24 protein-coding genes are annotated in these 26246 nt (G+C 70.6%); 14 read left to right on the forward strand and 10 right to left on the reverse strand.

Features of this window, described 5'->3' with window-relative positions; translation table 11 throughout:
* Window positions 1-5: 5 nt before the first annotated feature.
* From radC to EGK76_RS10055, 3 genes are all read left to right on the forward strand, one after another.
* Window positions 6-680, forward strand: a complete 675-nt coding sequence (gene radC / locus EGK76_RS10045) for a DNA repair protein RadC (protein ID WP_096296849.1) — start codon at window positions 6-8, stop codon at window positions 678-680.
* Window positions 681-726: 46 nt separating this feature from the next.
* Entirely contained in the window at window positions 727-1122 is a 396-nt protein-coding gene (locus tag EGK76_RS10050) for a YchJ family metal-binding protein (RefSeq protein WP_123832519.1), read from the forward strand.
* Window positions 1123-1210: 88 nt separating this feature from the next.
* Window positions 1211-2428, forward strand: a complete 1218-nt coding sequence (locus EGK76_RS10055) for a lytic murein transglycosylase (protein ID WP_123832520.1) — start codon at window positions 1211-1213, stop codon at window positions 2426-2428.
* A 349-nt stretch (window positions 2429-2777) separates the two neighbouring features.
* On the opposite strand, the gene EGK76_RS10060 is transcribed toward EGK76_RS10055, so the two are convergent.
* The 3 genes from EGK76_RS10060 to EGK76_RS10070 all read right to left on the reverse strand — a co-directional run bounded on the left by EGK76_RS10060 (window position 2778) and on the right by EGK76_RS10070 (window position 5588).
* On the reverse strand, window positions 2778-3116 hold the full coding sequence (locus tag EGK76_RS10060) for a hypothetical protein (protein WP_123832521.1): 339 nt from the start codon (window positions 3114-3116) through the stop codon (window positions 2778-2780).
* 238 nt (window positions 3117-3354) lie between these two features.
* Window positions 3355-4410: a LysM domain-containing protein gene (locus EGK76_RS10065; protein WP_123832522.1), complete on the reverse strand. Its 1056-nt coding sequence runs from the start codon at window positions 4408-4410 to the stop codon at window positions 3355-3357.
* 755 nt (window positions 4411-5165) lie between these two features.
* On the reverse strand, window positions 5166-5588 hold the full coding sequence (locus EGK76_RS10070; RefSeq protein ID WP_233580252.1) for an I78 family peptidase inhibitor: 423 nt from the start codon (window positions 5586-5588) through the stop codon (window positions 5166-5168).
* Window positions 5589-5687: 99 nt separating this feature from the next.
* Between EGK76_RS10070 and EGK76_RS10075 the strand changes: the two genes are divergently transcribed.
* Window positions 5688-7418, forward strand: a complete 1731-nt coding sequence (locus tag EGK76_RS10075) for a M28 family metallopeptidase (protein ID WP_233580253.1) — start codon at window positions 5688-5690, stop codon at window positions 7416-7418.
* A gap of 184 nt (window positions 7419-7602) precedes the next feature.
* On the opposite strand, the gene tyrS is transcribed toward EGK76_RS10075, so the two are convergent.
* Window positions 7603-8820: a tyrosine--tRNA ligase gene (gene tyrS, locus EGK76_RS10080; RefSeq protein ID WP_123832524.1), complete on the reverse strand. Its 1218-nt coding sequence runs from the start codon at window positions 8818-8820 to the stop codon at window positions 7603-7605.
* 163 nt (window positions 8821-8983) lie between these two features.
* Here tyrS and EGK76_RS10085 point away from each other — a divergent pair, with 163 nt between their 5' ends.
* Window positions 8984-10447: a peptidoglycan DD-metalloendopeptidase family protein gene (locus tag EGK76_RS10085; RefSeq protein ID WP_123832525.1), complete on the forward strand. Its 1464-nt coding sequence runs from the start codon at window positions 8984-8986 to the stop codon at window positions 10445-10447.
* Window positions 10448-10514: 67 nt separating this feature from the next.
* Window positions 10515-11648 (forward strand): anhydro-N-acetylmuramic acid kinase, encoded by a 1134-nt coding sequence (locus EGK76_RS10090; protein WP_123832526.1) that lies wholly within the window; start codon window positions 10515-10517, stop codon window positions 11646-11648.
* Window positions 11649-11996: 348 nt separating this feature from the next.
* Here EGK76_RS10090 and EGK76_RS10095 read toward each other — a convergent pair whose 3' ends face one another.
* On the reverse strand, window positions 11997-13328 hold the full coding sequence (locus EGK76_RS10095) for an MFS transporter (RefSeq protein WP_096296840.1): 1332 nt from the start codon (window positions 13326-13328) through the stop codon (window positions 11997-11999).
* Window positions 13325-14143, reverse strand: a complete 819-nt coding sequence (locus EGK76_RS10100) for an exodeoxyribonuclease III (RefSeq protein WP_096296839.1) — start codon at window positions 14141-14143, stop codon at window positions 13325-13327. Before EGK76_RS10100 ends, EGK76_RS10095 begins: the two co-directional genes overlap by 4 nt.
* 85 nt (window positions 14144-14228) lie before the next feature.
* Here EGK76_RS10100 and EGK76_RS10105 point away from each other — a divergent pair, with 85 nt between their 5' ends.
* The 4 genes from EGK76_RS10105 (at window position 14229) to EGK76_RS10120 (ending at window position 16954) form a co-directional block, all read left to right on the forward strand.
* Window positions 14229-14738: a GNAT family N-acetyltransferase gene (locus EGK76_RS10105; RefSeq protein ID WP_123832527.1), complete on the forward strand. Its 510-nt coding sequence runs from the start codon at window positions 14229-14231 to the stop codon at window positions 14736-14738.
* The gene (gene pyrE / locus EGK76_RS10110; protein ID WP_123832528.1) at window positions 14735-15394 is read left to right on the forward strand and encodes an orotate phosphoribosyltransferase; all 660 of its coding nucleotides are present in this window, start codon (window positions 14735-14737) and stop codon (window positions 15392-15394) included. Before EGK76_RS10105 ends, pyrE begins: the two co-directional genes overlap by 4 nt.
* Window positions 15395-15427: 33 nt before the next feature.
* On the forward strand, window positions 15428-16081 hold the full coding sequence (locus EGK76_RS10115; protein WP_096296836.1) for a hypothetical protein: 654 nt from the start codon (window positions 15428-15430) through the stop codon (window positions 16079-16081).
* Window positions 16082-16159: 78 nt separating this feature from the next.
* Window positions 16160-16954 (forward strand): undecaprenyl-diphosphate phosphatase, encoded by a 795-nt coding sequence (locus EGK76_RS10120; protein WP_096300204.1) that lies wholly within the window; start codon window positions 16160-16162, stop codon window positions 16952-16954.
* A gap of 230 nt (window positions 16955-17184) precedes the next feature.
* On the opposite strand, the gene EGK76_RS10125 is transcribed toward EGK76_RS10120, so the two are convergent.
* On the reverse strand, window positions 17185-17973 hold the full coding sequence (locus EGK76_RS10125; protein WP_123832529.1) for a TatD family hydrolase: 789 nt from the start codon (window positions 17971-17973) through the stop codon (window positions 17185-17187).
* Window positions 17974-18103: 130 nt separating this feature from the next.
* Between EGK76_RS10125 and hrpB the strand changes: the two genes are divergently transcribed.
* Both hrpB and EGK76_RS10135 read left to right on the forward strand, forming a co-directional pair.
* Window positions 18104-20629 (forward strand): ATP-dependent helicase HrpB, encoded by a 2526-nt coding sequence (hrpB, locus tag EGK76_RS10130; protein ID WP_233580254.1) that lies wholly within the window; start codon window positions 18104-18106, stop codon window positions 20627-20629.
* Between the two features lie 220 nt (window positions 20630-20849).
* Window positions 20850-21194, forward strand: a complete 345-nt coding sequence (locus tag EGK76_RS10135) for a hypothetical protein (RefSeq protein ID WP_123832531.1) — start codon at window positions 20850-20852, stop codon at window positions 21192-21194.
* 91 nt (window positions 21195-21285) lie between these two features.
* Here the strand turns inward: EGK76_RS10135 and EGK76_RS10140 are convergent, their stop codons facing one another.
* The 3 genes from EGK76_RS10140 to EGK76_RS10150 form a co-directional block, all read right to left on the reverse strand.
* Complete coding sequence (locus tag EGK76_RS10140; RefSeq protein ID WP_123832532.1) at window positions 21286-22416, reverse strand: HAMP domain-containing sensor histidine kinase; 1131 nt, start codon at window positions 22414-22416, stop codon at window positions 21286-21288.
* Window positions 22417-22536: 120 nt separating this feature from the next.
* Window positions 22537-23088 carry a pseudouridine synthase gene (locus EGK76_RS10145; RefSeq protein ID WP_123832533.1) on the reverse strand — a complete coding sequence of 184 codons (552 nt, stop codon included), beginning with the start codon at window positions 23086-23088 and terminating at the stop codon, window positions 22537-22539.
* 71 nt (window positions 23089-23159) lie between these two features.
* Entirely contained in the window at window positions 23160-24014 is an 855-nt protein-coding gene (locus tag EGK76_RS10150) for a class I SAM-dependent methyltransferase (protein WP_096296831.1), read from the reverse strand.
* A 167-nt stretch (window positions 24015-24181) separates the two neighbouring features.
* On the opposite strand from EGK76_RS10150, the gene EGK76_RS10155 reads away from it, so the two are divergent.
* A complete protein-coding gene (locus EGK76_RS10155; protein ID WP_096296830.1) occupies window positions 24182-25135 on the forward strand; it encodes an aldo/keto reductase in 954 nt (317 codons plus the stop codon).
* Window positions 25136-25196: 61 nt separating this feature from the next.
* Window positions 25197-26222: an NADP-dependent oxidoreductase gene (locus EGK76_RS10160; RefSeq protein WP_123832534.1), complete on the forward strand. Its 1026-nt coding sequence runs from the start codon at window positions 25197-25199 to the stop codon at window positions 26220-26222.
* Window positions 26223-26246 lie beyond the last annotated feature (24 nt).

Genomic DNA, 26246 nt, shown 5'->3' on the forward strand with positions numbered 1-26246 from the left:
CGCATATGCACATCCGCGAATGGCCGGCGACCGAACGACCGCGCGAGAAGCTGCTGGGCCAGGGCGCGACCGCACTGTCGGATGCCGAACTGCTGGCGATCTTCCTCGGCTCCGGCCTGCGCGGCCAGGACGCGGTGACGACCGCACGCCAGCTGCTGGCGGCGCACGGCCCCCTGCGCGCGCTGGTCGAGCGGGGCGCGAAGGGCCTGGCTGCCCTGCCCGGCCTGGGCCCTGCTCGCGCCTGCGCGCTGTCGGCCGCGCTGGAGCTCGGCAACCGGGTGCTCGCGGCGGAGCTGGCGCGCGGCGAAGCGATGACCGATCCGGCAGCGGCCGGCCGCTATTTCTCCCAGCGCCTGCGGGGCTATACACACGAAGTGTTCGCGGCCCTGTTCGTCGACACGCGGCACCGCGCGCTTGCCTTCGAGGAACTGTTCCGCGGCACGATCGACGGCGCCGAGGTCCACCCCCGCGAAGTGGTACGGCGCGCGCTGGCGCACAATGCCGCCGCGGTGATCGTCGGTCACAACCACCCCAGTGGCAGCCGCGAACCCAGCGCCGCCGATCGCGCGGTCACCGCGCAGCTCAAGCAGGCACTGGCCCTGGTCGATGTGCGGTTGCTCGACCATTTCGTCGTTGGCGATGGCGCCGCGGTGTCGCTCGCCACGCGCGGCTGGGTATAGCGGGCGCGCGGTTGGCGGTTGGCGTCTCCGCCCGCACACTGGCGCCATGTCGAAACCCGCCCCTGTCGTCGAACCCTGTCCCTGCGGCCGAGGCCGTGCCTATGCGGCCTGCTGCGGCCCTCTGCATGCCGGCGCGCCAGCGGCGGACGCAGAAGCGCTGATGCGCTCGCGCTACGTCGCCTATGTGCGCGGCGACGCTGACTACCTGCGCGCCAGCTGGCACGCGTCGACGCGTCCGGATGCAATCGACTTCGAGGCGCCGCAGCCCGTCTGGCTGGGGCTCGACGTCAAGGCCCACGATGTCGTCGACGCCGCGCACGCGGAAGTCGAGTTCGTCGCCCGCTACCGCGTTGGCGGTGGCAGCGTGGTGCGTATGCGCGAGCGCAGCCGCTTCGTACGCGAGGACGGCCGCTGGTTTTATGTCGACGGCGACCTCAGCTGAGCCTCCGGTGAAACCGCCGCGCTGCGGGGACGCAAGCGAGACGCGCGCTCGTGCACAGTGGTGGTCCCGCTCCGCGCTGGACTTTCGCATGTCGCTTCGTTTCCGCTCCGTGGCCTTGGCAGGCCTGTTGCTGTCCACCGGCAGCGCCGCCGCGCAGACTCCCGCGCCCCCGGTCGATACCGCCGCCTTCGCGCGCTGCATGGCAGGCATTCGCGCCGACGCCGCCAAGGCCGGCATCCCGGCGGCCGCATTCGACCGGCTCGCCGACGTGACGCCGGACATGTCGGTGCTGCCCCTGCTCGACTCGCAGCCCGAGTTCACCACACCGCTGTGGGACTACCTCGCCGGCCTCGTCGACGATGAGCGCGTCGCCGACGGCCGCGCGAAGCTGGCCGAGCACCGCCCACTGCTCGACCGCGTTGCCGCGCGGTACGGTGTGGACGCCGAGACCGTGGTCGCGGTGTGGGGCGTCGAGAGCGATTACGGGCGCATCTCCGGTAAGCGGCCGCTGCGCGTGTCGCTGGCGACCCTGGCCTGCAATGGCCGTCGCCAGCCGTTCTTCCGCGGCGAGTTCCTCGCGCTGCTCAAGCTGATGCACGACGGGGACCTGCGCGATCCTGACACCACCGGGTCGTGGGCCGGGGCATTCGGGCATACGCAGTTCATGCCGAGCACCTATGCGCGCATCGCGGTCGATTTCGACGGCGATGGCCGCCGCGATCTGGTCGACAGCATTCCCGACGCGCTGGCCTCGACGGCGAACTATCTCAAGCAGTCCGGTTGGCGCACCGGGCAGCCCTGGGGGCATGAAATCAGCCTGCCGACCGGCTTCGACACCGCGCAGGCCGGGCGCACGAACCGCAAGACCGTGGCCGACTGGACCGCACGCGGCGTCACCCGCCTGGACGGCGGAGCGCTGCCGAGCGGTGACACGCGCGCGGCGGTCATCGTTCCGACCGGGGCGAAAGGCCCGGCCTTCATGGTGTTCCGCAACTACGACGCGATCTATTCCTACAACGCGGCGGAGAGCTACGCGCTGGCGATCGCGACGCTCGCCGACCGCCTGCGCGGTGGCAGCGGTCCGACGACCGCGTGGCCGACCGACGACCCGGGCCTGTCGCGCGCGCAGCGCCGCGAACTGCAGACGCTGCTGCTGGCACGCGGCCATGCGATCGGCGAGGTCGACGGCATGATCGGCACCGAAAGTCGGCGCGCGATCCAGTCCGAGCAGCGTCGCATCGGTCTGACCCCCGACGACGGCCGCGCCGGTGCGCGCATCCTCGATGCCCTGAAGGCCGGCCGTTGACCGGCCGCTCCCGGCCTGCGGACCCGGGTCGGCGGCGAGCCACAGCGAGGCGCATCTGACGCGGGACGGGCTCCGCGCTGGGCGGGGGCGCAATGATCGAATGGCCCCCACAGCCTGGATCATGGCGTTCCGCCAGCGATGCCCGAGGTCGCGCCGATCACGCTGCGCGCAGGCGCGCGGCCCCAGGGACACAGGGAGCTGGTCAGTCAAACGGAGAGCAACGCCTGCGCGCGCCGTGGCCAGGGCCAGCGCGACCGCGGAGACTGATCGCCGGATCAGGTGCCGCGATCAGACCGGTTCTGGTCCTTTCCGGCGCAGCCGGTTCTGGCCATGCGCGCCGATCGGCTGTTCAATGCGCCGCTCGTCGCACATAGCGGCCGTTGAGGTCGGCCTGCATCGCGCAGAGCGCGAAGTCGGTGTCCACGATGGCCGCGGCGCCTTCGAGCGTGACGGTCACGGCTGATGGCTGGCGTTGCAGATCGGCTGTGGTCACCGACATCAGCGTGCTGTCGAACGGCACCACGTTCGCTTCGATGCGATCGCCTTCACGGGTGCCTCGTGCATGCAGTTCGCAGTCGGCCACCATCCCCGCGCCCTCGTTCGGCGCGCCGCCGCCCTGCAAGCGGATGGCCCATTCGCCATTGCCGGCGTCGCGCAGTTCCAGCGTACCGACACGTGGGCCTGACATCGCGTACTCGCCGGCGGGAGACGCGGCCGAAGCCGTCACGGGGGCTGCCGGGCCCGTTGCCGGCGTTCTCGACGACGGCAGGGTCTGCGCCCGCGCCTCGGCCGGCCTGTCGCCACAGGCTGCAAGCAGGAGTGTCAGGGCGATGGCAGTGCAGGACTTGAGCATCATGAACTCACGGAGGCGACGGACACCGCCCAGCTTCGTCCATCCCAACGCCCCCCGTGGAAGCACGCCGGTATCAGCCGAGCATCGCCTGTGCATCGGCGCGCTCCCGGGCCAAGCGGTTGGCCACGCTCTGCTGCGTCGACGCCGGCGCGCTCGGGAAGTGGACCAACGCGCCATCCACGCCGCGGCGGCCGCGCTCGTCGTAGATCGCGTCGATCAGCGCGCGGTCGTAGGCGACGCCATCGCCAGGTGACAGCCCCCGGGCCTCGACATCACGTACCGCGTTGATGACCACGTTGTTCGCCGGCCCGTGCTGGACCGCGGTCGACCAGACCGCATCCTGCACCGCCTGCGAGCGCGTCGAGATGTCGAGGCCGGTGTCGGTGGCCACGCGTTCGACCTGCACGTCGTGGTGCGTGCGCCGGATGAAACCGTGCTGCGCATCGCCGAAGGCCTGCGGATCGCGCGCCGCGATCTCGCGCCAGGTCGCGCTGAACGCCACGCTGCCCGGCGCCGAGGCCGCGAATTCCCGCGCCCACGCGCTGCCTTCGCTGGCAAGGAACTCCTGCGGCCGTCCGCGACTGGTTGCCAGCTGGTACGTGCCGTAGGAGACGCCGCCCGGATCGTCGATGCCGCTCGACACGGTGCCCGGGCCTCGCCCACCCGTTTCGTACTGCTCGGACAGGCCGCCTAGACGGTACGCGCCGGTGTCCGGCCGGGGTGCAGGGTCGGCCGGGCCCAGCGAAGGCTGCGCGGCGCCGGCGCCCGGCAAGGCGACGATCTGGCCGACCTGAAGGACGTCGGGGTTGCGGATCTCGGGATTGACCGCCAGCAACGCCGGGACTGTCGTGCCGTGGGCGGAGGCGATGCCCCACAGCGTGTCGCCGGGACGCACCGCGACGCCCCCGGCGCCGGCCGGTATCGCCAGGGTGTCGCCGGGATAGATCACGTCCGGATTGTGGACCTGCGGATTGGCCGCGAGCAGCGCCGCGACATCGGTTCCGTATCGCTGCGCGATCGCCGAGAGGGTCTCGCCGCGTTCGACGACGTGCTGGCGGGCGGTGTTGCCGTCATCGCTGCGCCAAGGACCGACGCCGGCTGTCAGTGAGGTGGACAGGATCGTGGTCATGGCGACACCGACATGGACAGGACCTCGATGGCAGCTTCGCTCGCATGCGTGCCGCCCGCACCCCCGGACCAACCCTAGGGCGCAGGATTGCGCCGACGGGCACCGCGAAGTGTGACCGGTACCGACTGGCCCGCGCGGCCCCGACTGTCTGCGCCGCTCCCACCAGAGCGCGGGCTCGGAACCGGGTACCGCCGTCGCGTGTTCGATTCACGCGGCGCCCGCGCAATGGAGGATGGCGATCCGGCGACGCGATCGAGACGCGATCGAAGTGCTCGCGGTCGTGTCACCGGCGTACCCGCCAACCGACGCCGATCCGCATTGCGGCGCCTGGCCTGCTCTGCGATCGTCCACGCGCCCTCGCAGCGGAGGCGACACATGCGCACTCCGGTCACCCTGCTCACGATCCTGCTGCTCGCAGGCTGCGGCTCCTGTGAATACCGCGACACCAATCCGCGTCGATGCGGACCCGCTGTGCGCCAGTCGGCCGGATCGGCCGGGCGAACCGGTTTCGCGCGGTTGCGAACGCGAGGCCAGTGGGCGCTGGACCCGTCGCGGCGATGGCCAGCCGGTGGACTTCAAACGGAAGGGTGACGAGCGCTGAGCCGGCGCCGAGGGGCGGCCGATGCCGCCAACAGCAGTTCGGAGCCGGTCGATTCTCGACGTGCGTCGGACGACGGCGCGATGTTTTCCGGGATCCTGGACCACAACGCCCGGCTCGAGGCCGGGCGCTGTGCGACGTCCAGGCGTACCGCGGATCAGCCGCAGCGGAAGCCCGTGATCCTGCCGTCCGCATCGAGATCGATGTTCAGCCGGTCGGGCCGGAAATCCATCGTCGCCATGTCGCTGGGCCCCAGGGCGCGGTAGGAACTGGCCCCGGACTCCTGCGTCGCGCGGGCGTACACCGCTTCGCTGCCCTGTTCGCCGATCAGGCTCTGCAAGGCTTCGGTGTCGCAGGGAGTCGCCTCAGGCTCGGCGCCGGGCGCCGCTGCCCCCGAGGTGTTGCCGAACTCGGTTTCGATCGCGCTGCCCGCGCCGGTGTCGGCATCCGCCGCGCCGGCTGCGGGCAGCTCTTCCTCGAACGTTTCTTCGGGCGCCGGCGCGCAGGCGGCCAGGGCCAGCATCGGCGCGAGCGCGGCAGCGAACAGGTAGGGCGGTGCACTGCGCAGACGACGCATCATCAGGAACTCCAGAGCGGGAAGCCGGCGACCACTGTAGCCAATCGAAGGAGCATCGCCCACCTGCGGCATCATGGCCGCACGCCCGATCATGGACTGCCGATGTCGACCCTGCCCCGCATGAGCGCGCTGGCTTGCGCCTTGTTGCTCGCCGCCTGCCCGCCTTCACGCGCCGAGGTACCCGCAGGCGCCCCGGGGCCAGCGACTGCGCCGTCAGCCGTGGTGCCCGGGGGCGGCATCCAGGCCCACCACCTCGCCCGACACCTGTCGGTCCTGGCCTCGGACGACTTCCAGGGCCGCGCGCCGACGACCGAAGGCGAGGACAGGACCGTCGCCTATCTCAGCGGGCAGTTCGCGCAGGCCGGTCTCGAACCGGGCGGTGACGCGGGCGGCTGGACCCAGGCGGTCACGCTCGAGCGCAGCACGATCGACGGCCCGGTGACTGCACGGCTGCATGCGGGCGGCGCCACCCGCACGCTGGCCAATGGTGACGACATCGCGGTGGAAACCCTGCGCCCCGGGACGGGCGTGGACCTGTCGGCCGCGCCGCTGGTATTCGCCGGTTACGGCATTACCGCTCCGGAACTCGACTGGGACGACTACGCAGGGCTCGATGTCGCCGGCAAGATCGTGGTGGTGCTGATCAACGGTCCGGACTTCGATGCCGCCGAGCCCGGCCCATTCGGCGGTCGCGCGCTGACCTTGTATGGCCGCTGGACCTACAAGTACGAGGAAGCCGCGAAGCGTGGCGCCGCCGGCGTGCTGATCGTGCACGAGACCGAGCCGGCCTCGTATCCCTGGGCGACGGTGCGCAACGGACGCGCCGGACCGCAGTACGACATCGTCCGTGCCAATGCCGAGGCCCATCACCTGCCCGTGCGTGGCTGGATGCAACGGCACGTCGCCGAACGACTGTTCCAGGACGCCGGCCTCGACTTCGATGCAGAGAAGCGCCGCGCGCAGCAGCACGGCTTCCGGGGCGGCGCGCTCGGCGAAGCCACTTTGGACATCGCGTTCGAGGTCAAGCGCGAGCGCGTGGCCAGCCACAACGTCGTCGGCGTGCTGCCAGGCGCATCGCGGCCGGATGAAACGGTGGTCGTGTCCGGACACTGGGACAGCTTCGGCATCGGCGAGCCCGACGCCGCCGGCGACGCGATCATCAACGGCGCGGTCGACAACGCCACCGCGATCGCCTCGATGCTTGAACTCGCCCGCGTCTTCGCAGCTGGTCCGCGCCCGGCGCGCACGCTGCAGTTCATCGCGCTGACGGCGGAGGAAAACGGCCTGCTCGGAGCAACGTATTACGTGGCCCATCCGCTGCGCCCGCTGGAGACGACGGCGGCAGTCCTCAACATGGAAATGTGGAGTCCCGATGGCGAGACGCGCGACATCTCGTCCTGGGGCAAGGGCCGGGTGTCACTCGAGCGTGATCTGGCCACCGCGGCCGCGATCGATAGGCGTGACTGGTCGCCGGATCCCAATCTCGAAGCCGGCCTGTTCTACCGCGCCGACCACTTCGCCTTTGCCCAGGCCGGCGTGCCGGCGATCACGATCGGCCCCGGCATGGACCAGCTCGATGGTGGCGTCGAAGGCGGCAAGGCCGCGCGCGCGGATTACTTCAGCCACCGTTACCACCAGCCCGGCGACGCCTTCGACGCCAGCTGGGACATGGCCGGCCCCACGGCGGACACGCGCACGGTATATCGCCTGGCCGAGATGCTCGCCAATGGCGAACACTGGCCGCGGTGGGACGCCGACAGCGAGTTCAATGCGCGACGAGTGACGAGCGATGCCGCGCGTGCGGCGCCGGCGCGTCGAAGCACGCCGGACTGACGGAATCCGCTTCGCACCGACCGCCCCGAGTGATTGAACTGGACAGGCGCGTCGCGGCGGCGCGCTTGCATCCCCCTGCTTTCGGGAGAGGTCAGGCGCGTCGAGTGACGGTGAGAGGCTGTGAGCGCCGGGCCCCGCATCCGCCCGTCGCGCCCTTCCCGGGCGGGGGAGGGCACAGGATCCTTCAGCCCGCGACCAGCCGCACCCGCGCGAAATTGCGCTTGCCGACCTGCAGCACGCCTTCGAAGCCGGGCCTGAACTCCAGACCCGCGTCCTCGATCACCGCGCCGTCGACCTTGACCGCGCGCTCCTTGAGCTTGCGATTGGCTTCCGAATTGCTCGGCGTAATGCCCGCGGCGGTCAGCAGCGCACCGATCCGCAGGCCATCGGCCGGCACGGTGACGTCCTGCAGCGGCAGCAGCGACACATCGCCTTCGCCGGAGATCGCGACCTGCCAGCCGCGGATCGCGGTCTCGGCCGCATCGGCGTCGTGGAAGCGTGTCGCGATCTCGCGCGCCAAGCGCAGCTTCACGTCGCGCGGGTTCAGGCTGCCCGCTTCCACCTGGGCCTTGAGCTCCCTGGCTTCGTCGATGCCGATGTCGAAGCTCAGCAACTCGATCCAGTCCCACATCAGTGCATCGCCGATCTTCATCGTCTTGTTGACCATGTCGATCGCCGGCTCGGTCACGCCGATGTAGTTGCCGAGCGACTTGCCCATCTTGTTGACGCCGTCGAGCCCGACCAGCAGCGGCATGGTCAGCACCACCTGCGGCGCCTGGCCGTGGCTTTCCTGCAGGCCGCGGCCCATCAGCAGGTTGAACTTCTGGTCGGTGCCGCCGCACTCGACGTCGGCCCTGAGCGCGACCGAGTCGTAACCCTGTACCAGCGGATACAGGAACTCGTGGATCGCGATCGGCTGGTGGCCGGCGTAGCGCTTGGCGAAATCGTCGCGCTCGAGCATGCGCGCCACGGTGTGCGAGGACGCCAGACGGATCATGTCGGCCGCGCCCATCGCGCCGAACCACTCGGAGTTGAAGCGGACTTCCGTCCTGGCCTCGTCCAGCACCTTGAATACCTGCGCCTTGTAGGTCTCGGCATTCGCCAGCACGTCCTCGCGCGAGAGCGGCTTGCGGGTGGCGCTCTTGCCCGAGGGGTCGCCGATCATCCCGGTGAAGTCGCCGATCAGGAAGATCACCGTGTGGCCGAGGTCCTGGAACTGCCGCAGCTTGTTGAGCAACACCGTATGGCCCAGGTGGAGATCCGGGGCGGTGGGGTCGAAACCGGCCTTGATCCGCAGCGGGCGTCCGGTGTCGAGACGGGCTTGCAGATCCTCGCGCTTGAGGATTTCTTCGGTCCCGCGGGCGATCAGGTCCAGCGGGGAGGTGGCAGAGGGCAGGGGCATCGATGGAATCTCGGTATGGCTAGGTGAATGCGAGCCGCTGGTTAAGGCTTCGTTACGCGGCCCGGAAAACAAAATTTCCTGTCCGCTCAAGCATTTGACGCGTGGACCTCACATCTCTATGTTACGCCCCTGACACGCCGTTCACGCCATCAGGACCCGCACGATGACGACTCTTGCCCCGCTACCAGGCGATGCGCACCATCAGCAGGTACTCCAGGACAACCTGCAGGCTGCGGCCCGGAACAAGGCGCAGGAGCAGCCCGTTCGCAGCAGGTTGTACCCCGGTCGCTGGACCCGCCGCGACTGGGCGCACGGCAGTCTGTTCGCGACTCTCGGCGTGCTGGTGGTCACCCTGGTGCCCGGCTTGTCGCAGGCGATGCGCGACGATGCACAGCAGCCACAGCACGATCTAGTCACGATGTCGCTGGCGTTGCCGCCGCTGACCGCAGCGCAGCGCAATGCGCAGACCCACGACAATTGGCAGCTGGTCACCGTCGAGCGCGGCCAGACCCTGGGCTCGATCTTCGCGAGTCTCGACCTGCCCGCCTCGACGATGCATCGCATCCTCGAACTGCCCGATGCCAAGGCCAAGCTGACCCGCATGCGCCCCGGCACCGAACTCGGCTTCGATCTCGCGACCGACGGCAGCCTCAACAAGCTGCGCTACGACCGCAGCGACACCGAGCGCGTCGAGCTCACCGTCTCCGGCGATGCGATCGCCGAGCAGGTCATCGAGCGGCCGGTGGAGATCCGCAACGTGGTGATCAGCGGCAAGGTCGGCCGCTCGCTGTTCCATTCGGCGCGCAAGATGGGCCTGTCGGGCGCGAACATCAACACGCTGACCGACGAAGTCTTCAAGTACGACATCGACTTCAATTCGGACGTCACCCAGAACGACCGCTTCAGCGTGGTCGTCGAGCAGGTCTGGCGCGAAGGCGAGCTGATCCGCACCGGTCCGGTGCAGGCGGCGGTGTTCACCGCGAAGGGCAAGCCCTTCAGCGCGTTCCGCTACGAGCAGGACGGCAAGGCCGAGTACTACAACGCCGATGGCCGGCCGCTGAAGAAGAGCTTCATCCGCATGCCGATCCAGTACGCCCGCCTGAGCTCGCGCTTCGGCAGCCGCCGTCATCCGGTGCTGGGCACGATGCGCATGCACAAGGGCGTGGACTACGCCGCGCCGACCGGCACCCCGATCATGGCCGCCGGCGATGCCCGCGTGCAGTTCCGCGGCGTCCAGGGCGGTTACGGCAACACCGTGGTGCTCGACCACGGCCGCGGCCACACCACGCTGTATGCGCACATGTCGCGCTTCGGCAACATCCGTCAGGGCCAGCGCGTGTCGCAGGGCACCGTGATCGGCTACGTCGGCACCACCGGCCTGTCGACCGGCCCGCACCTGCACTACGAATTCCGCGTCAACGGCGCACACCGCAATCCGCTGCAGCACACGATGCCCGAGCCCGATCCGCTCAGCGGCGCCGCGCTGGCGCAGTTCCGCCAGCAGACCGGCCCGGCGCTGGCTCGGATCCGCGAGGTCGAGAACATCATCTACGCCGAGCTGCCGGCCAGGCCCGATCCCGACCGCCAGGTCGCCGGCGCCCCCCGCAGCAGCAACGACCGCGGCTGATCACACAAACGCCCGGCGCCTGCCGGGCGTTTCGGTTCCACCCCTCCCGCGTCCGGCCTGCCTCGCCATGTCCGACCTGTTCCTCGGCCTGATCTCGGGCACCAGTGCCGACGGGATCGATGCGGCGATCGTCCGCTTCGACGACCGCGCAGACGGCACCCTCGCCGCGCAGCTGGTCTTCGGCGCCACCTACCCCTGGGATCCCGCGCTCGCCGAGCGCCTGGTGACGCTCGGACAGCAGACGGCCCTGTTGACCCTCGACGACGTCGGTGACCTCGACGTGCGCATCGCCGATGCGTTCGCCGATGCGGCAAACGAGGCGATCCGGGACGCCGCCCTCGGCCCGGCCGACATCGCCGCGATCGGCTCGCACGGCCAGACATTGCGCCACCGTCCGAACGGGCGCGACCACGACGGCGTCGCACCTTTCACGCTGCAGCTCGGCGATGGCGCCCGCATCGCCGAGCGCACCGGCGTGGCGACCGTGGCCGATTTCCGCCGCCGGGACGTCGCCGCCGGCGGCCATGGCGCGCCGCTGCTGCCCGCGCTGCACGCTGCGCTGCTGCGCACGCCCGGCGAGGATCGCGCGGTGCTCAACCTCGGCGGCATCGCCAACCTGACCCTGCTGCCCGGCGACGGCGGCGCGGTGCGCGGGTTCGATACGGGTCCGGCGAACGGGCTGATGGATGCGTGGTGCCTGCGGCATACCGGCGCCGCCTTCGACTGCGGCGGCGCGCTGGCCGCTGCCGGCCGGGTGGATGCGGCGCTGTTGGCGCGGCTGCGCGCCGAGCCCTGGTTCGCGCTGCCGGCGCCGAAATCGACCGGGCGCGACCAGTTCCACCTGGGCTGGGTGGAGAGCGCATTGCGCGGCGACGAGACCGTCGCCGACGTGCAGGCCACGCTGCTGGCGCTCAGTGCCACGACCATCGCCGACGCCCTGGGCGCGATGCAGCCGCGCACGGCGCGGCTGATCGGCTGCGGCGGCGGCGTGCACAACCCCGCGCTGATGCGGGCGCTGGGCGAGGCGATGCCCGGCATGGTGGTGGAGTCGAGCGCGCTCCACGGGATCGACCCCGACCACATGGAGGCGATGGGGTTTGCCTGGCTCGCCCGGCAGACCCTGCTCGGACGGCCCGGCAACCTGCCTTCGGTGACCGGTGCGGCCGGGCCGCGCGTGCTCGGGGTCATCCACCCCGCCTGACGCCGAGGGCCTGACCGGTCGCCCCGACCCACGTGCTACGCCGGCGTGCGAAGGCGCCGGAGTCGCGGCCGCCGCTTCGAAGTGCAGGTGGCAGCCGCGCATGTGCTGCGCCAGCAGGCCACGCCGCTCGGCTGTCAGGCGCAGGCGCCGCCGCCTGGGGAGCGCCCTTACGGCGGCCCCGCGCCCCTGTCGCACCGGAAGCGCGCAACGATCGCGCTCACGCGTCCGGCCGGCTCGCCGCCGCTCGGGGCGGCCCCATGATCCAGGGCCCGCACGATGCCGGCTCACCGGCGGCTCTGCGCATCGCATCGCCTGCGCAGCGCCCCGCCAGCCGACCCTCTGTCGCGATCAGGCGGCCGGCGACGCGACGGGCGCCTGCTGCGGCGTTTCCCTGATGCGCCGCCACAGCCAGGCGAGCAGCAGCAGCGTCGGCAGGACCGTCAGCGCGCTGAGCACGAAGAACGTCGAGTACGACGTCGCCTCCACCAGATAGCCCGAGACGCCGCCTGCGAACTTGCCCGGCAGGTTCGCCAGCGATACCAGCAGCGCGAACTGGGTGGCGGTGAAGTTGCGGTCGGTCAACGACGACATGAAGGCGATCAGCACGACGCCGGCGAAGCCCTGGAACAGGTTGTCGGCCGAGATCGCGGCGTAGAACGCCCAGATCTGGCCGGGGTTCTGCGCCATCAGCAGGAAGGCGAGATTCGACAGCGCCACGCCGAACGTCGCAACCAGCAGCATCCGCCGGAACCCGAACGCCGCGACCGCGATGCCACCGGCGAACGCACCGGCAATGCCCATCCACACGCCGAACAGCTTCGACACCGTGGCGATGTCGGCCTTGGTGTAGCCGGAGTCGAGATAGAACGGGCCCGACATCACCCCGATCACCTGGTCGGGAAACTTGAACAGGCCCACGAACAGCAGCAGCGCCAGCCCCAGCGCCACGCCGTTGTTGCTGAAGAAGCTCGCGAACGGTTGCCAGAACGCCCCGACGAAATCGATCCGCCGCACCACGGTCGATTCCGGCGCCACCGGCTCGCGGCACAGCAGCGTGGTCATGATCGGCAGCAGCATCAGCGAGGCCATCGCCAGATACGCCCAGATCCAGTCGCGGAACTCGGCCAGGTACAGCGCCCCGGCACCGGCGAGGATCAGGCCGAAGCGATAGCCCAGGGTATAGGTCGCCGCCAGCGCCGCCTGGGCATTGGCCGGTGCGACTTCGATGCGATAGGCGTCGACCACCGAGTCCTGGGTGGCACCGGCGAACGAGGCCAGCAGCACCCAGCCCACCAGGGGCGCGACGCCCACATCGGGCCGGGTGAATGCCAGCCCGACCAGACCGATCATCACCACGATCTGCGACGCCAGCAGCCACGACCGGCGCCGCCCGAGGAACGCGGTCAGCGGAAACGCATACCGGTCGATCAGCGGCGCCCACAGGAACTTCAGCAGATAGAAGAAGCTCGCCAGGCTGATCAGGCCGATGCTGCCCAGGTCGAGGCCGACATCGCGAAGCCGCGTCGACAGCGTCTGCGAGGCGATCAGCAGGAACGGCAGTCCGCTGCCGAAGCCGAGGAACAGCATCGTGACCGCCGACGGCGTGGCGAACGCGCGACGGATGCCGCGCCAGCCCTTGTAGGAGACCGGCGCGTCGGCGGCCGCCGCCGGCCCGCTCATGCGCGGTAGTCCACGACGAGCGGCGCGTGGTCGGAGAAGCGCGGCTCGGGGTGCACCGCGCACGCCAGCACCCGGTCGCGCAGCGAAGGCGTGATGAACTGGTAGTCGATCCGCCAGCCCACGTTGTTGGCGCGGGCGGCGCCGCGATTGCTCCACCAGGTGTATTCGGGCGCATCGGGGCGCAGCACGCGCAGCGCGTCGAGCCAACCGGTCGCCGGCGGCTCGACGAGGCCGTCGCCGCAGGCATCGGCGATCATGCCGTTGAGCCAGGCGCGCTCGGGCGGCGTGCAGCCGGAATTCTTCTGGTTGCTGGTCCAGTTCCGGATGTCGTGGCGCGCGCGCACGATGTTCCAGTCGCCGCACAGTACGTAGTCGCGACCGCTGGCCAACCACTCATCGAGGATGGGTTTGAGCCAGGCCATCACCTCGAACTTGAAGCCCTGGCGCAGCTCGCCCGACGAGCCCGACGGGATGTAGAACGACACCACGCTCAGGTTGCCGAATCGCGCTTCGATGTAGCGGCCTTCGTCGTCGAACGGCGCCCAGCCGAGCGCGGTGCGGATCTCGTCCGGCTCGCGCCTGGCATAGATCGCAACGCCGCTGTAACCCTTCTTCGTCGTCGCATCGCGGAACCACGCCTTGTAGCCCGCCGGCAGGAAGTCCGCATGCAGACCGGCCTCGCTGGCCAGCTGGTGTTCCTGCGCCTTGGTCTCCTGCATGCACAGCACGTCGGCATCCTGGGCGACGAACCAGTCGAAGAACCCCTTCCTGGTGGCGGAACGGATGCCGTTGGCGTTGAAGCTGACGATTCTCATGCAGGCGTGGCGCGACGTGGACCGGGCGCCAAGCCTACCGGATTGGCGCCCGGCACCGCCGCGGCCGCCGCCCTATGCTGGGGGGATGTCGCCTGCCCCGTCGCCACGCGTGATGCCCGCTTCGGCCGCCCAGGCCGAGGCCGCGCGGGCGCTGGTGCTCCTCCCCGGGCAGGCGGCCTACGCCGGCGATTTCGCCTTCAACGTCGACAACGCCCGCGCCAGTGCCGACAGCGACGCGATGGTGATCGTGCTGGGCGACGTGGTGATCGGGTTCTACCGGCTCGACTACGTGGCCACCGCCGCTGCGCACCAGGTCCTCGATCCGCGCACGGTGACCCTGCGCGCCTTCGCACTCGGCGCGCCCTGGCAGGGTCTTGGCCTCGCGCGCCCCGCCCTGGAGGCGTGCTGCGCCGATCTGGCCGCGCGGCATCCCGGCCGGCCACTGGCGCTGAACGTGCACGCGCGCAACCACGTCGCGCTGGCCCTGTACCTGGGCGCGGGCTTTGTCGACGGGGGCGAAAGCCTGCCCGGTGGCAGCGCCGGGGCGCAACGGTTGCTGTTGCGCGCATCCGGCATGGGACAATGCCGGCCATGACCGACCATCGCACCCGCTTCCTGCAGCTCGCACTGAAGGCCGACGCCCTGCGCTTCGGCGAATTCACCCTCAAATCGGGCCGCGTCAGCCCGTACTTCTTCAACGCCGGGCGCTTCGATTCGGGGGCGGCGATCGCGACGCTCGCCGGATGTTATGCGGACGCCGTGGACGCCGCCGGCGTGGACTTCGATCTGTTGTTCGGGCCCGCCTACAAGGGCATTCCGCTGGCGACCGCGCTGGCCTGCGAATACGCACGCCGCGGACGTGATCTGCCGGTCGCGTTCAACCGCAAGGAGGCCAAGACGCACGGCGAGGGCGGGACCCTGATCGGCGCGCCGCTGGCCGGCCGGCGGGTGCTGATCGTCGATGACGTGATCACCGCCGGGACCGCGATCCGCGAGGCACTGGCACTGATCGCCGACGGCGGCGGCGCGGTCGCGGGCATCGTGATCGCACTCGACCGCCAGGAACGCGTGGCCGAGGACGCAGCCGAATCGGCCGCGCAGCGCGTCGCGCGCGAGCAGGACGTGCCGGTCGTGGCGATCGCCGGCCTGTCCGATCTGCTTGCATTTGTGGGCCAGGACGCGACACTGGCGACAGAGCGCGATCGCCTGCTCGCCTATCGGGCCCGACATGGCAGCGATCCGACACGCTGATACCGCTTTACAGCCGTCAGGGGGACGGACGACATGAACCTTCCGATCCGCCTCGTGGCTGGTCTGTTGCTGGCCGGCGTCGCGAGCGCTGCGACCGCCCAGCGTGCGCCGGCCGCCGACCGCAAGGTGTACTGCTGGAACGAAGGCGGCCGGCGCGTCTGCGGCGATGTCCTGCCCGCCTCTGCAGTGGATGCCGAGCGCACCGAGATCAGCGCGCGCAGCGGCATGACCACCGCGCGGGTGAGCCGGGCGCCCACTGCCGAAGAACGCGGCGCCGCCGCGGCGGCCGCGCAGCAGGCCCGTCTCGATGCCGAAGTGCAGGCCGCCCTGCGCCGCTCCGAGCTGGCGATGGTCGAGTCGTATGCGACCGAGGCGGACCTGCGTCGCGCCTATGGGGAGCGCATCGTGCTGGTCGAGGAAGCCCTGAAGACCTCGCGCATGGGCGTCGACAACCTGCGCGGCAGCCTGCTGGCCTTGCTGCGCCAGGCCGGCGAGCGCGAACTGCAGGGTCAGGCGGTAGCCAGGCCGCTGGTCGACACCATCCGCAGCCACCGCGCGGACCTTGAGCGCCAGCAGGCGATCCTCGAGCAGCAGCGCAGCGAACAGGCCGCGCTCGACGGCGATCTGCAGGCCGCGCTGATCCGCTACCGCGAACTCAAGCAGGGCGCCACCGCCACCCGCGACTGACCCCCTCCCGGGCCAGGGTGGGCCGCATCCCGGGCGGGGGGTATTCTTGCCCGCTTGTCTTCGCTTCGCGTGCCTGCCGTGTCCGATCCGATTTCCGCACTTGTCCTCGGCATCATCGAGGGCATCACCGAATTCCTCCCGGTCTCGAGTACCGGTCACCTGCTGATCGCGCAGCACTGGCTCGGGGCACGCTCGGACTTCTTCAACATCGTCATCCAGGCCGGCGCGATCGTCGCGATCACGCTGGTGTACCGCCAGCGCATCTGGGATCTGAGCACCGGTCTGCGCGAGCGCGAGAACCGCGACTACGCGATGAAGATCGCCGTGGCCTTCCTGGTGACGGCGCTGGTCGGCCTGCCGGTGCGCCTGGCGGGCTGGGAGCTGCCCGAGACGGTGACACCGATCGCCTGGGCCCTGATCATCGGTGGCGTGTGGATGCTGGTGGCCGAGCACTTCGCCGAGAAGCGCGGCGACAACGCCCATGTCACCTGGACGGTCGCGATCGCCGTGGGCCTTGGCCAGGTGGTGGCCGGCGTGTTCCCGGGTACTTCGCGTTCGGCAATGACGATCTTCCTGGCGATGCTGCTGGGCCTGAGCCGGCGTTCGGCGGCGGCCGAGTTCGCGTTCCTGGTCGGCATTCCGACGATGTTCGCCGCCAGCGCCTATGCGTTCCTGGAACTCTGGCGCGACCAGGGCCTGGGCGAGGAAGCCTGGGGTGACGTCGCGATCGCCTTCCTGGCGGCCATGGTCACCGGCTTCCTTGTCGTGAAATGGCTGCTGGCCTACATCAAGCGCCACCGCTTCACCGGCTTTGCGATCTATCGCATCGTGCTGGGCGCCGGCCTGTTGCTGTTGATGCCGTCGGGGACCTGACGCGGGCAGCTGGGCAGATCCCCCGCGCCGAGCAACGTCGCAAGCCGTCCGCTTTCCCGGGGGTCCGCGGCCTCCGGCCGCGCAGTTCGTTGCACCGGGCCAGGCATGCCGCGCCGCCCGTTCGATCCGTCGGCGTCGTTCCCGGACGACGCAGGCGCGTCCCGGTGCAGCAGGAGAGGTCCGCCCCCGGGATCCGCGCTGCCACCCGGCGAAGGGTGGCCGGCGCGCGCTCAGGGCAGCCGGAAGAACGCCTCCGCGCTCGCGGTCGTGGCTGCGGCGGTGACCTCGACCGCCTCGCCGCGATCGCGCGCCAGTTCCTCGACGATGTGCGGCAGGAAGGCCGGTTCGTTGCGACGGTCCTTGGGCGACGGCTTGAGCGTACGCGGCAGCAGGTACGGCGCGTCGGTCTCCACCATCAGCCGCTGCGCCGGGATGTTGCCTACCAGTTCGCGCAGGTGCTGGCCACGACGTTCGTCGCAGAGCCAGCCGGTGATGCCGATGTACCAGTCGCGATCGAGGCATTCGAACAGCTCGCGACGGCCTGCGGTGAAGCAGTGCACGACCGCCGGGCCGATCTGCCCTTCGAACTCGCGCATGATCGCGACGAAATCGTCATGCGCGTCGCGCTGGTGCAGGAACAGCGGTTTGCCGGTGTCGGCCGCGATCTGCAGCTGGCGTTCGAACGCCTTGCGCTGCGCCGGACGCGGCGCGAAATCGCGGAAATAGTCCAGTCCGCATTCGCCCACCGCCACCACTTCCGGATGCGCCAGCAGCGCGCGCATTTCGGCGTCGCATTCCGCGGTGTATTCCACCGCGTGATGCGGGTGTACGCCGGCGGTCGCGTACAGGAACCCGGGATGCGCCTGCGCCAGCTCGAGCGCCTTGGGCGAATGCTCGCGACTGGCGCCGGTGACCACCATGCGGCGCACGCCCGCATCGCGCGCGCGTTGCAGCACGGCGTCGCGATCGTGGTCGAAACTGTCGTGGGTGAGATTTGCACCGATGTCGATCAGCTGCATGGCGACCGGGCCTGAAAGCGGGGGTGCATTGTATGCGCCGATGCTGCGGAGGCTGGAGCGCGGCGTTGTCGACGGCCCGGGCATCGTGCGCGCATCGACGCGCCCGCACGACGTCGCTAGCCTGTGCGCCGTGACGACGCCTGCCCCCTCCGCCTTCCCCATCGCGCCGCTGCTGCCGGAGATCGTCTCGAGCCTCGCCGCGCATCCGCGCCTGGTGCTCGAGGCCCCGCCCGGCGCCGGCAAGACCACGCAGGTTCCGCTGGCACTTCTGGATGCGCCATGGCTCGGCGGCCGCAGGATCGTGATGCTGGAACCGCGCCGGGTGGCCGCACGTTCGGCGGCGACGTTCATGGCCCGCCAGCTCGGCGACGAGGTCGGCGGCATCGTCGGCTACCGCATCCGCTTCGAGCAGCGGATCAGCGCCCGCACCCGGATCGAAGTGGTGACCGAGGGCATCCTCACCCGGATGCTGCAGGACGATCCGGAGCTGGCCGAGGTCGGTGCGCTGCTGTTCGACGAATTCCACGAACGCCATCTCGCCGGCGATCTCGGCCTCGCGCTCGCACGCGACGTGCAGGCCAGCCTGCGCGAGGACCTGCGCCTGGTGGTGATGTCGGCCACCCTCGACGGCGCGCGCATCGCGCAATGGCTGGATGCGCCGCGGCTGTCGAGCGCGGGCCGCAGCTTTCCCGTCGCGATCACCCATGCGCCGCCGCGCCGCGATGAGGCGCTCGAGCTGCAGGTCCGCCGGGTCCTGGTCGAGGCCTTGGCCACGCATCCGGGCGATGCGCTGGTATTCCTGCCGGGCCAGCGCGAGATCGCCCGCGCTCGCGCGCAGCTGGAGGCGGCGCTGCCGGAGGGTGTCGAGCTGCTCGCGTTGCATGGCGAATTGCCAGTCGACGCGCAGACGCACGTGCTGCAGCCGGCGAGCGATGGCCGTCGTCGCGTGGTGCTGGCGACCAACGTCGCCGAGAGCAGCGTGACCCTGCCGGGGGTGCGCATCGTCGTCGACAGCGGCCAGGCCCGCGAGCCGCGCTTCGATCCCAACAGCGGATTTTCGCGGCTGGAGGTCGTGGCGATCTCGCAGGCATCGGCCGACCAGCGCGCCGGCCGCGCGGGCCGCGTCGCCCCCGGCGTGGCCCTGCGGCTGTGGCCGGAATCGCAGCGCCTGGAGCCGCAACGGCGGCCGGAGATCGCGCAGGTCGATCTGGCTGCGCTCGCGCTCGAACTCGCCGCCTGGGGCGATCCGTCGCTCGTGTTTCCCGATCCCCCGCCCGCCGGCGCGATGGGCGCGGCGCACGACCTGCTGCAACGCCTCGACGCACTCGACGCGCGGGGCGCGATCACCCAGACCGGCCGCCGCATGCTCGCGCTCGGCACCCATCCCCGGCTCGCGGCGATGCTGCTGGCCGGCGCGGACGCGAATGGCAAGGCCTTGGCCTGCGACCTGTGCGCGTTGCTGGAAGCGCGCGACCCGCTGCGGCCGCTTCCCGGCTCGCCGCGCTCCGACGCGGTAGCCGCGCGCTGGCAGGCCCTGGCGGCATTCCGCGCCGGGCGCACGCCGCCCGACGCCCAGCGTGGCGCGCTCGCGGCGATCGACGCGGCTGCCGGTCAATGGCGACGACGCCTGCGGCTCGACGCGGCGCCACCGGCTTCCGCGCCCGCGCACGCCCTCGGCGACCTGCTCGCGCATGCGTTCCCCGATCGCATCGGCCATCGCCACGCGCGCGACGCCACCCGCTATGGGCTGAGCAACGGGCGCATGGCGCGGCTGTTCGACGACAGCACGCTGCGCGGCGAACCGTGGATCGTCGCCAGCGAACTGCGCTTCGAAGCCCGCGATGCGCTGCTGCTGCGCGGCGCGCCGGTCGACGAGGCGCAGTTGCGGCGGCTGTGGCCGACGCGCTTCGTCGAGGCCGACGAGACCCGCTGGGACCCCGAGCGGCGCGCACTGGTCGGCATGCGGGTATCGCGTTTCGACGGCATCGTGCTCGACGCGCGGGCGAACGGACGCGTCGATCCGGCGCAGGCCGCGCAGGCCCTGAGCGATGCTGTGGGCCTGCTCGGGCTCGACGTACTGCCCTGGCGCGACGGCCTGCGGCAGTGGCGCGCACGCGCACAGGCGGTACGTGCGTGGATGCCCGAACTCGGATTGCCGGACCTGTCGGACGCGGCGCTGCTGGCGACACGCGACAGCTGGCTGCGCCCGGCATTCGCCGGCATCAGCCGGCTCGACGCACTGACCCCGCAGGCATTCGCCGATGCACTGCAGGGCCTGCTGGACTGGGGCCAGCGCCAGCAGATCGAGCGGCTCGCGCCTGCCCGCATCGACGTGCCTTCGGGCATGGCGCGCGCGATCGACTACGCGATCGAGGCCGATGGAACACCGGCCCCGCCGGTGCTCGCGGTCAAGCTGCAGGAACTGTTCGGCCTGGCAGATACACCGGCCGTTGCCGGTGGCCGGGTCCCGCTGACGATCCACCTGCTGTCTCCTGCCGGACGTCCCCTGCAGGTCACCCGCGACCTGGCCGGCTTCTGGGAACGCACCTATCCCGAGGTCCGCAAGGAAATGAAGGGGCGCTATCCCAAACACCCGTGGCCGGAGGACCCCTGGAACGCGCCGGCAACCCATCGCGCGAAGCCGCGCGGGACCTAGACCACCGCGCGCGGCCTCGGCCTCCGGGCGGTGCGGCGGGGGGCCCTCCGGCAAGCCGGTCGGGAAGCGCGGGGCCGCGTGGACGCACCCCCCGGCTTCAGCCCCGCCGCGGCGCGTTCCCCGGCGCCTGCGGACCGTCCGCGACGCCAGCGCTCACACCGGGTCCACAGGCGGCGCATAGACTCCTTCGCCTCCCCTGCGGACCCACGAGGTCACTCCCATGAGCAAATTCGAAGTGTTGTCCGACAAGGCCTTGTCGCTGGTCGGCCAGGCAGGCGACAGCCTGCGTCACGCGATCCCCGAATCGGCCGAAAAGTGGCTCAAGACCGGTATCGCCATTGGCGCTGCGCGCTCGGGCACCCGGGCGGCCGGCGGATTCCTGCGTCGTAACCCGGCCATCCTGGCCGCCTCGGCGATCGGCATCGGCGTGGCCTGGGCCGTCGCCTACCAGTACCGCAAGCGCAAGCAGTCGAACACGGTCGAAGGCAGCTCGCGTCGCATCGAACCCAACCGCAGTTCGACGCGCAAGCGCGGCTCGCGCCAGGCATCCGAATCGGATTCCTGATTCTAGGCATCGTCTGCGCGCCGGCCATGCGGCCGGGCGCGGACTAACCGACGCGGGCCTCGGCCCGCGTTTTTTTTGCCACGCGGCCGGTTCAATCGGCCGATGGGACCTCTGCGACCGCCAGCTCCGGGGAGACTTCCGGCAGTTCGATGACGAAACGCGCACCGCCGCCATCACGGTCTTCGTACCAGAGCTGGCCGCCCAGATCGACGATGATCTGCTTGGCCAGGGACAGGCCCAGGCCGCTGGAGCGGCCATCGTCCTTGTCCGTGTAGGCCAGTCGCTGGAACGGACGGAACAGCGCGTGCTGCTGGTCACGCGCGATGCCCGGCCCCCGGTCCTCGACCAGCAACTGCCAGAAACCGACGCCGCCGCCACGCAGGGAGATGTCGACGTCGCTGTCGGGCGCGTACTTGATCGCGTTGCTGATCAGGTTCTCCGCCACCTGGCGCAGGACCAGGCCGTCGATGGCCACCATCGGCGACGCATCCGGCGCCCGCGCGTGCAGGGTCACGCCCCGGTCCTCGAACTGCAGGGCATAGCGGGCGAGGATCCAGTCCAGCACATCGCGCAGCTTGGTGGCCTGGCGGGCGGCGGCGATCTTGCGCGAAGTGTCCTGGGTCTCGAGATAGCGGCGGATGTAACCGAGCGCGTCTTCGGCGCTCTCGTGGATCATCTTGTGGTAGCGCGGAATGCGCTCGGGCTTGGTCTCGTTCTTGATCAGCATGTCGCTGGCGAACCAGATGCTCGACAGCGGATTCTTCAGGTCGTGCGCGACCAGGTTCACCAGCTCCTGGCGCTCGCGCGCGATGCGCTCGAGGCGGTCGCGGGTCTGCTTGAGGCCAACGTGCGCATTGACGCGCGCCAGCAGTTCCTCGGGCATGAACGGCTTGGTGACATAGTCGACCGCGCCCGCATCGAAGGCGCGCAGCAGCAGCTCGCGGTCCTGGGCCACGGTCAGGAACACGACCGGCAGGCGCAGCAGGTCCGGGTTCTGCTTGATCTCGGCCAGCAGCGCGAAGCCGTCCATGTTCGGCATCAACATGTCGAGCAGCAGCAGGTCGGGTTGGCGCTCCTGCAGCATCGCCAGCGCGTCGGCCCCGTCAGGGGCGGTCTGCACCTCGTAGCCGTGACGGCTCAGCAGCGAACTGACAACGCGCAGGTTCGCAGGCTGATCATCGACGACAAGAATGCGACCACTGGCGTTTGCAGAATTCGGCATAGGTTCCGGATGAGGCACAGGGACTGCGCAACAGGCGCGCGCTGGCCGCCCCGCACGGTAACAGAAACCCGTGCGCCGCCACAGCGGTCAGCGCCGACCTGAACGGCCCGCAGCGCCGACTCAGACAGTCGCCGCGCCGGCGATCCTCCACTGGCCTGGCGCCAGATCGCCCAGCGACCAGTCGCCGATCGCCACACGCACCAGCCGCAGCGTCGGCAGGCCCACGGCTGCGGTCATGCGGCGGACCTGGCGATTGCGACCCTCGTGGATCGTCAGCTCCAGCCACGCGTCGGGGACGGTCTTGCGGTAACGCACCGGGGGGTCGCGCGGCCACAGGCTCGGCGCGGGCTCAAGCAGCGCCACGCGCGCCGGGCGGGTCGGACCGTCGTTCAGCACGACGCCATCGCGCAGCGCCTGCAGCTGGTCCGGCGTGGGCGCACCTTCCACCTGCACGCGGTAGGTCTTGGCCAGCTTGTGGCGCGGATCGGTGATCCGGTGCGCAAGCGGGCCGTCGTCGGTCAGCAGCAGCAGACCTTCGCTGTCGTGGTCGAGGCGACCTGCGGCATAGACATCCGCCGGCAGCCCGTAGCCGGCCAAGGTTGGCCGCGGCGGCGAGCTGCGGTCGGTGAACTGGCAGAGCACGCCGTAGGGCTTGTTGAAGGCGACGAGCATGGGAGCGGCGGGCGCGGGAGGCAGGCGGAGCGGAATTGCGGAGGTGGCCGGCGACCGGCCACCCGCGCGTATCAGGGCTTCACGAAACGCAGGGTCATGCGGTCGCTTTCGCCGATCGCGATGTATTTCGCCGCATCGGCGGCATCGTGGCGATTGGTCGGCGGCAGCATCCACACGCCATTGGGATGGTCGCGCGTGTCCTTCGGATTCGCGTTGATCTCGCTGCTGCCGTCGACACGGAAGCCGGCCGCCTGGGCCAGCGCGATGACCTGGGACTGGGCGACATAGCCGCTACGGTCGCCCTCCGGCACCTCGCCGCGCGCCCGGTGTTCGACGACGCCGAGCACGCCGCCCGGACGCAGCACTTCGTGGAAGCTCTTGAACATCGCCTCGGCCTGGCCGGCGCTGCGCCAGTTGTGCACGTTGCGGAAGGTCAGCACGACATCGGCCGAGCCGGGCGGGCCCAGGCGCGGCGCCGTGGGGTCGTAAAGCACGGTGCGCGCGCCCTCGAACTGCGCGGGCGCGGCATCGAAGCGCGCCTGCAGGCCATCGTGCTGCGCCTTCTGGTAGTCGCGCCCGCGGCCTTCGGCAACGGCGGCCGGATCGACCAGTGCGGCGATGTAGCGCCCGTTTCCGCGCAGGTAGGGGGCGAGGATCTCGGTGTACCAGGCGCCGCTGCCGGGCGTGATCTCGATGACGGTGTGCTCCGGACGCACGCCGAAGAACGTGAGCGTCTCGCGTGGATGGCGGAACTGGTCGCGCGCGCGGTTGTCGGCGCTGCGCCATTCGCCGGCGAGCGCCGCGTCGAGGCGGGCGACGTTGTTGGCGTCGAGATCGCCAGCCGAGTCGGCGGGCGTGGTCGGCCCGCTGGCACAGCCGGCGAGCACGAGCAGGGCGAGGGCACAGAACGACAAGCTGCGTTGCATGGGCGGAACTCCGGACGCGGATGTGGCGCAAGGGTGCCACAGGCCGGGCGGATCTCCGGCACCAGCGTCGACGGCCGGGCACCGGAACGCTGATTTGCATGCGCGCTGGTACGAGCGCGTCCCGCGACTGCCTATGCTGGCGCCTCCATCACACCCTGGAAATCGCAATGGCGGAGCGTGAACTCGGTCGATCGGGCCTGAAGGTCTCGCCGCTGGCGTTCGGCGGCAATGTCTTCGGCTGGAGCGCCGATGCAGCCACAACCCACGCCCTGCTGGATGAGTGCGTCGCGCTCGGCCTCAATCTGATCGACACGGCCGATGCCTATTCGGCATGGGTGGACGGCAACGCCGGGGGCGAGTCGGAGACGCTGATCGGCCGCTGGCTGCAGGCCAGCGGCAAACGCAACCGCGTGGTCATCGCGACCAAGGTGGGCAAGTGGCCGCAGCGCAAGGGCCTGGCACCGGCCAACATCCAGGCCGCCTGCGAGGATTCGCTGCGGCGCCTGGGTACCGATGTCATCGACCTGTACCAGGCCCACGAGGATGACGCCACGGTGCCGCTCGAAGACACCCTGGGCGCGTTCTCGCGGTTGATCGAGCAGGGCAAGGTGCGCGCGATCGGGGCCTCGAACTACAGCGCCGCACGCCTGGCCGAAGCGCTCGACATCGCCGAACGCCACGGCCTGCCGCGTTACGAGACGCTGCAGCCCGAGTACAACCTGGTCGATCGCGCCGGCTACGAGGCCGCGCTCGAACCGCTGGTACGTGCGCGCGGCATCGGTGTGATCCCCTACTACGCGCTGGCCAGTGGCTTCCTCAGCGGCAAGTACCGCACCCGCGCCGATGCCGCCAAGAGCAGCGCGCGCGGTGCGCAGGTGGTCGCGCGCTACCTCAACCCGCGCGGCAAGCGCATCCTCGCCGCGCTCGACGACGTCGCCTGTCGCCAGGCGTGTACCGTCGCGCAGGTCGCATTGGCCTGGCTGATCGCCCGCCCCGGCGTGACCGCACCGATCGTCAGCGCGACCAGCGTCGCCCAGCTGCGTGAGCTCGCGGCCTCGCGCACGCTGCTGCTGTCGAAGGCCGACATCGCCTGCCTCGACAACGCCAGCGCCGGCGGCTGAGGTCACGCCGGCCTCGGCCCGATTGCGCCATGCTGGCCAGCCCCGTCGAGCGGAGTCGCGCATGACCACCGAACAGAACACCCGCATCGTACTGGCCGCGCGACCCAAGGGCGCGCCGGTCGCCAGCGACTTCCGCCTCGAGCACACGCCCGTGCCCACGCCGCGCACCGGGCAGGTGCTGCTGCGCAATCACTGGCTCTCGCTCGACCCCTACATGCGCGGCCGCATGAACGCCGGACGTTCGTACGTCGCGCCACTCGAGATCGGCGAGACCATGGACGGCGGCACGGTGTCGGAGGTGGTGGAGTCGCTGCATCCGGCGTGGTCGCCCGGCGACCTGGTGCTGGCCCATGCGGGCTGGCAGACCTACGCGGTGGTGGACGGCGAAACCCTGCGCCGCAAGCTCGATCCGGCCGGGCTGCCGGTCCAGACCGCGCTCGGCGTGCACGGCATGCCCGGGTTCACCGCCTATGTCGGCCTGCACGAGATCGGCAGGCCGCAGCACGGCGAAACCCTGGTCGTCGCCGCCGCAAGCGGCCCGGTGGGTGCGACCGTCGGCCAGATCGCGAAGCTGAAAGGCGCGCGCGTGGTCGGCATCGCCGGTGGCGCGGAGAAGGTCGCGCATCTTCGCGACGAGCTCGGTTTCGATGTCGCACTCGACCACCGCGCCGAGGATTTTCCCGAGCAGCTGGCCGCGGCATGCCCGGACGGCATCGACGTGTACTTCGAGAACGTCGGCGGCAAGGTCTTCGATGCGGTGATGCCGCTGCTCAATGATTTCGCGCGTATTCCGGTCTGCGGCCTCGTCGCCCACTACAACGCCACCGCTCCCGCGCCGGGCCCGGATCGCCTGCCGCAGCTGATGGCGATGATCCTCAGCCGCCACCTCACCGTGCGCGGCTTCATCCAGCACGACTTCATCGCGCTCTACCCGGAATTCGTGCGCGAGATGGGCCGGTGGCTGCGCGATGGCCGCATCCGCTACCGCGAGGACGTGGTGGTGGGTCTGGAGCGGGCGCCGGAGGCGTTCATCGGCATGCTCGAGGGGCGCAACTTCGGCAAGCTGCTGGTCAAGCTCGACAGCTAGCTTCGCGCCCGGCGGCGCTCGTCT

The sequence above is a fragment of the Luteimonas sp. 100069 genome (genome assembly GCF_003813845.1).
Classification (GTDB): Bacteria; Pseudomonadota; Gammaproteobacteria; order Xanthomonadales; family Xanthomonadaceae; genus Luteimonas; species Luteimonas chenhongjianii.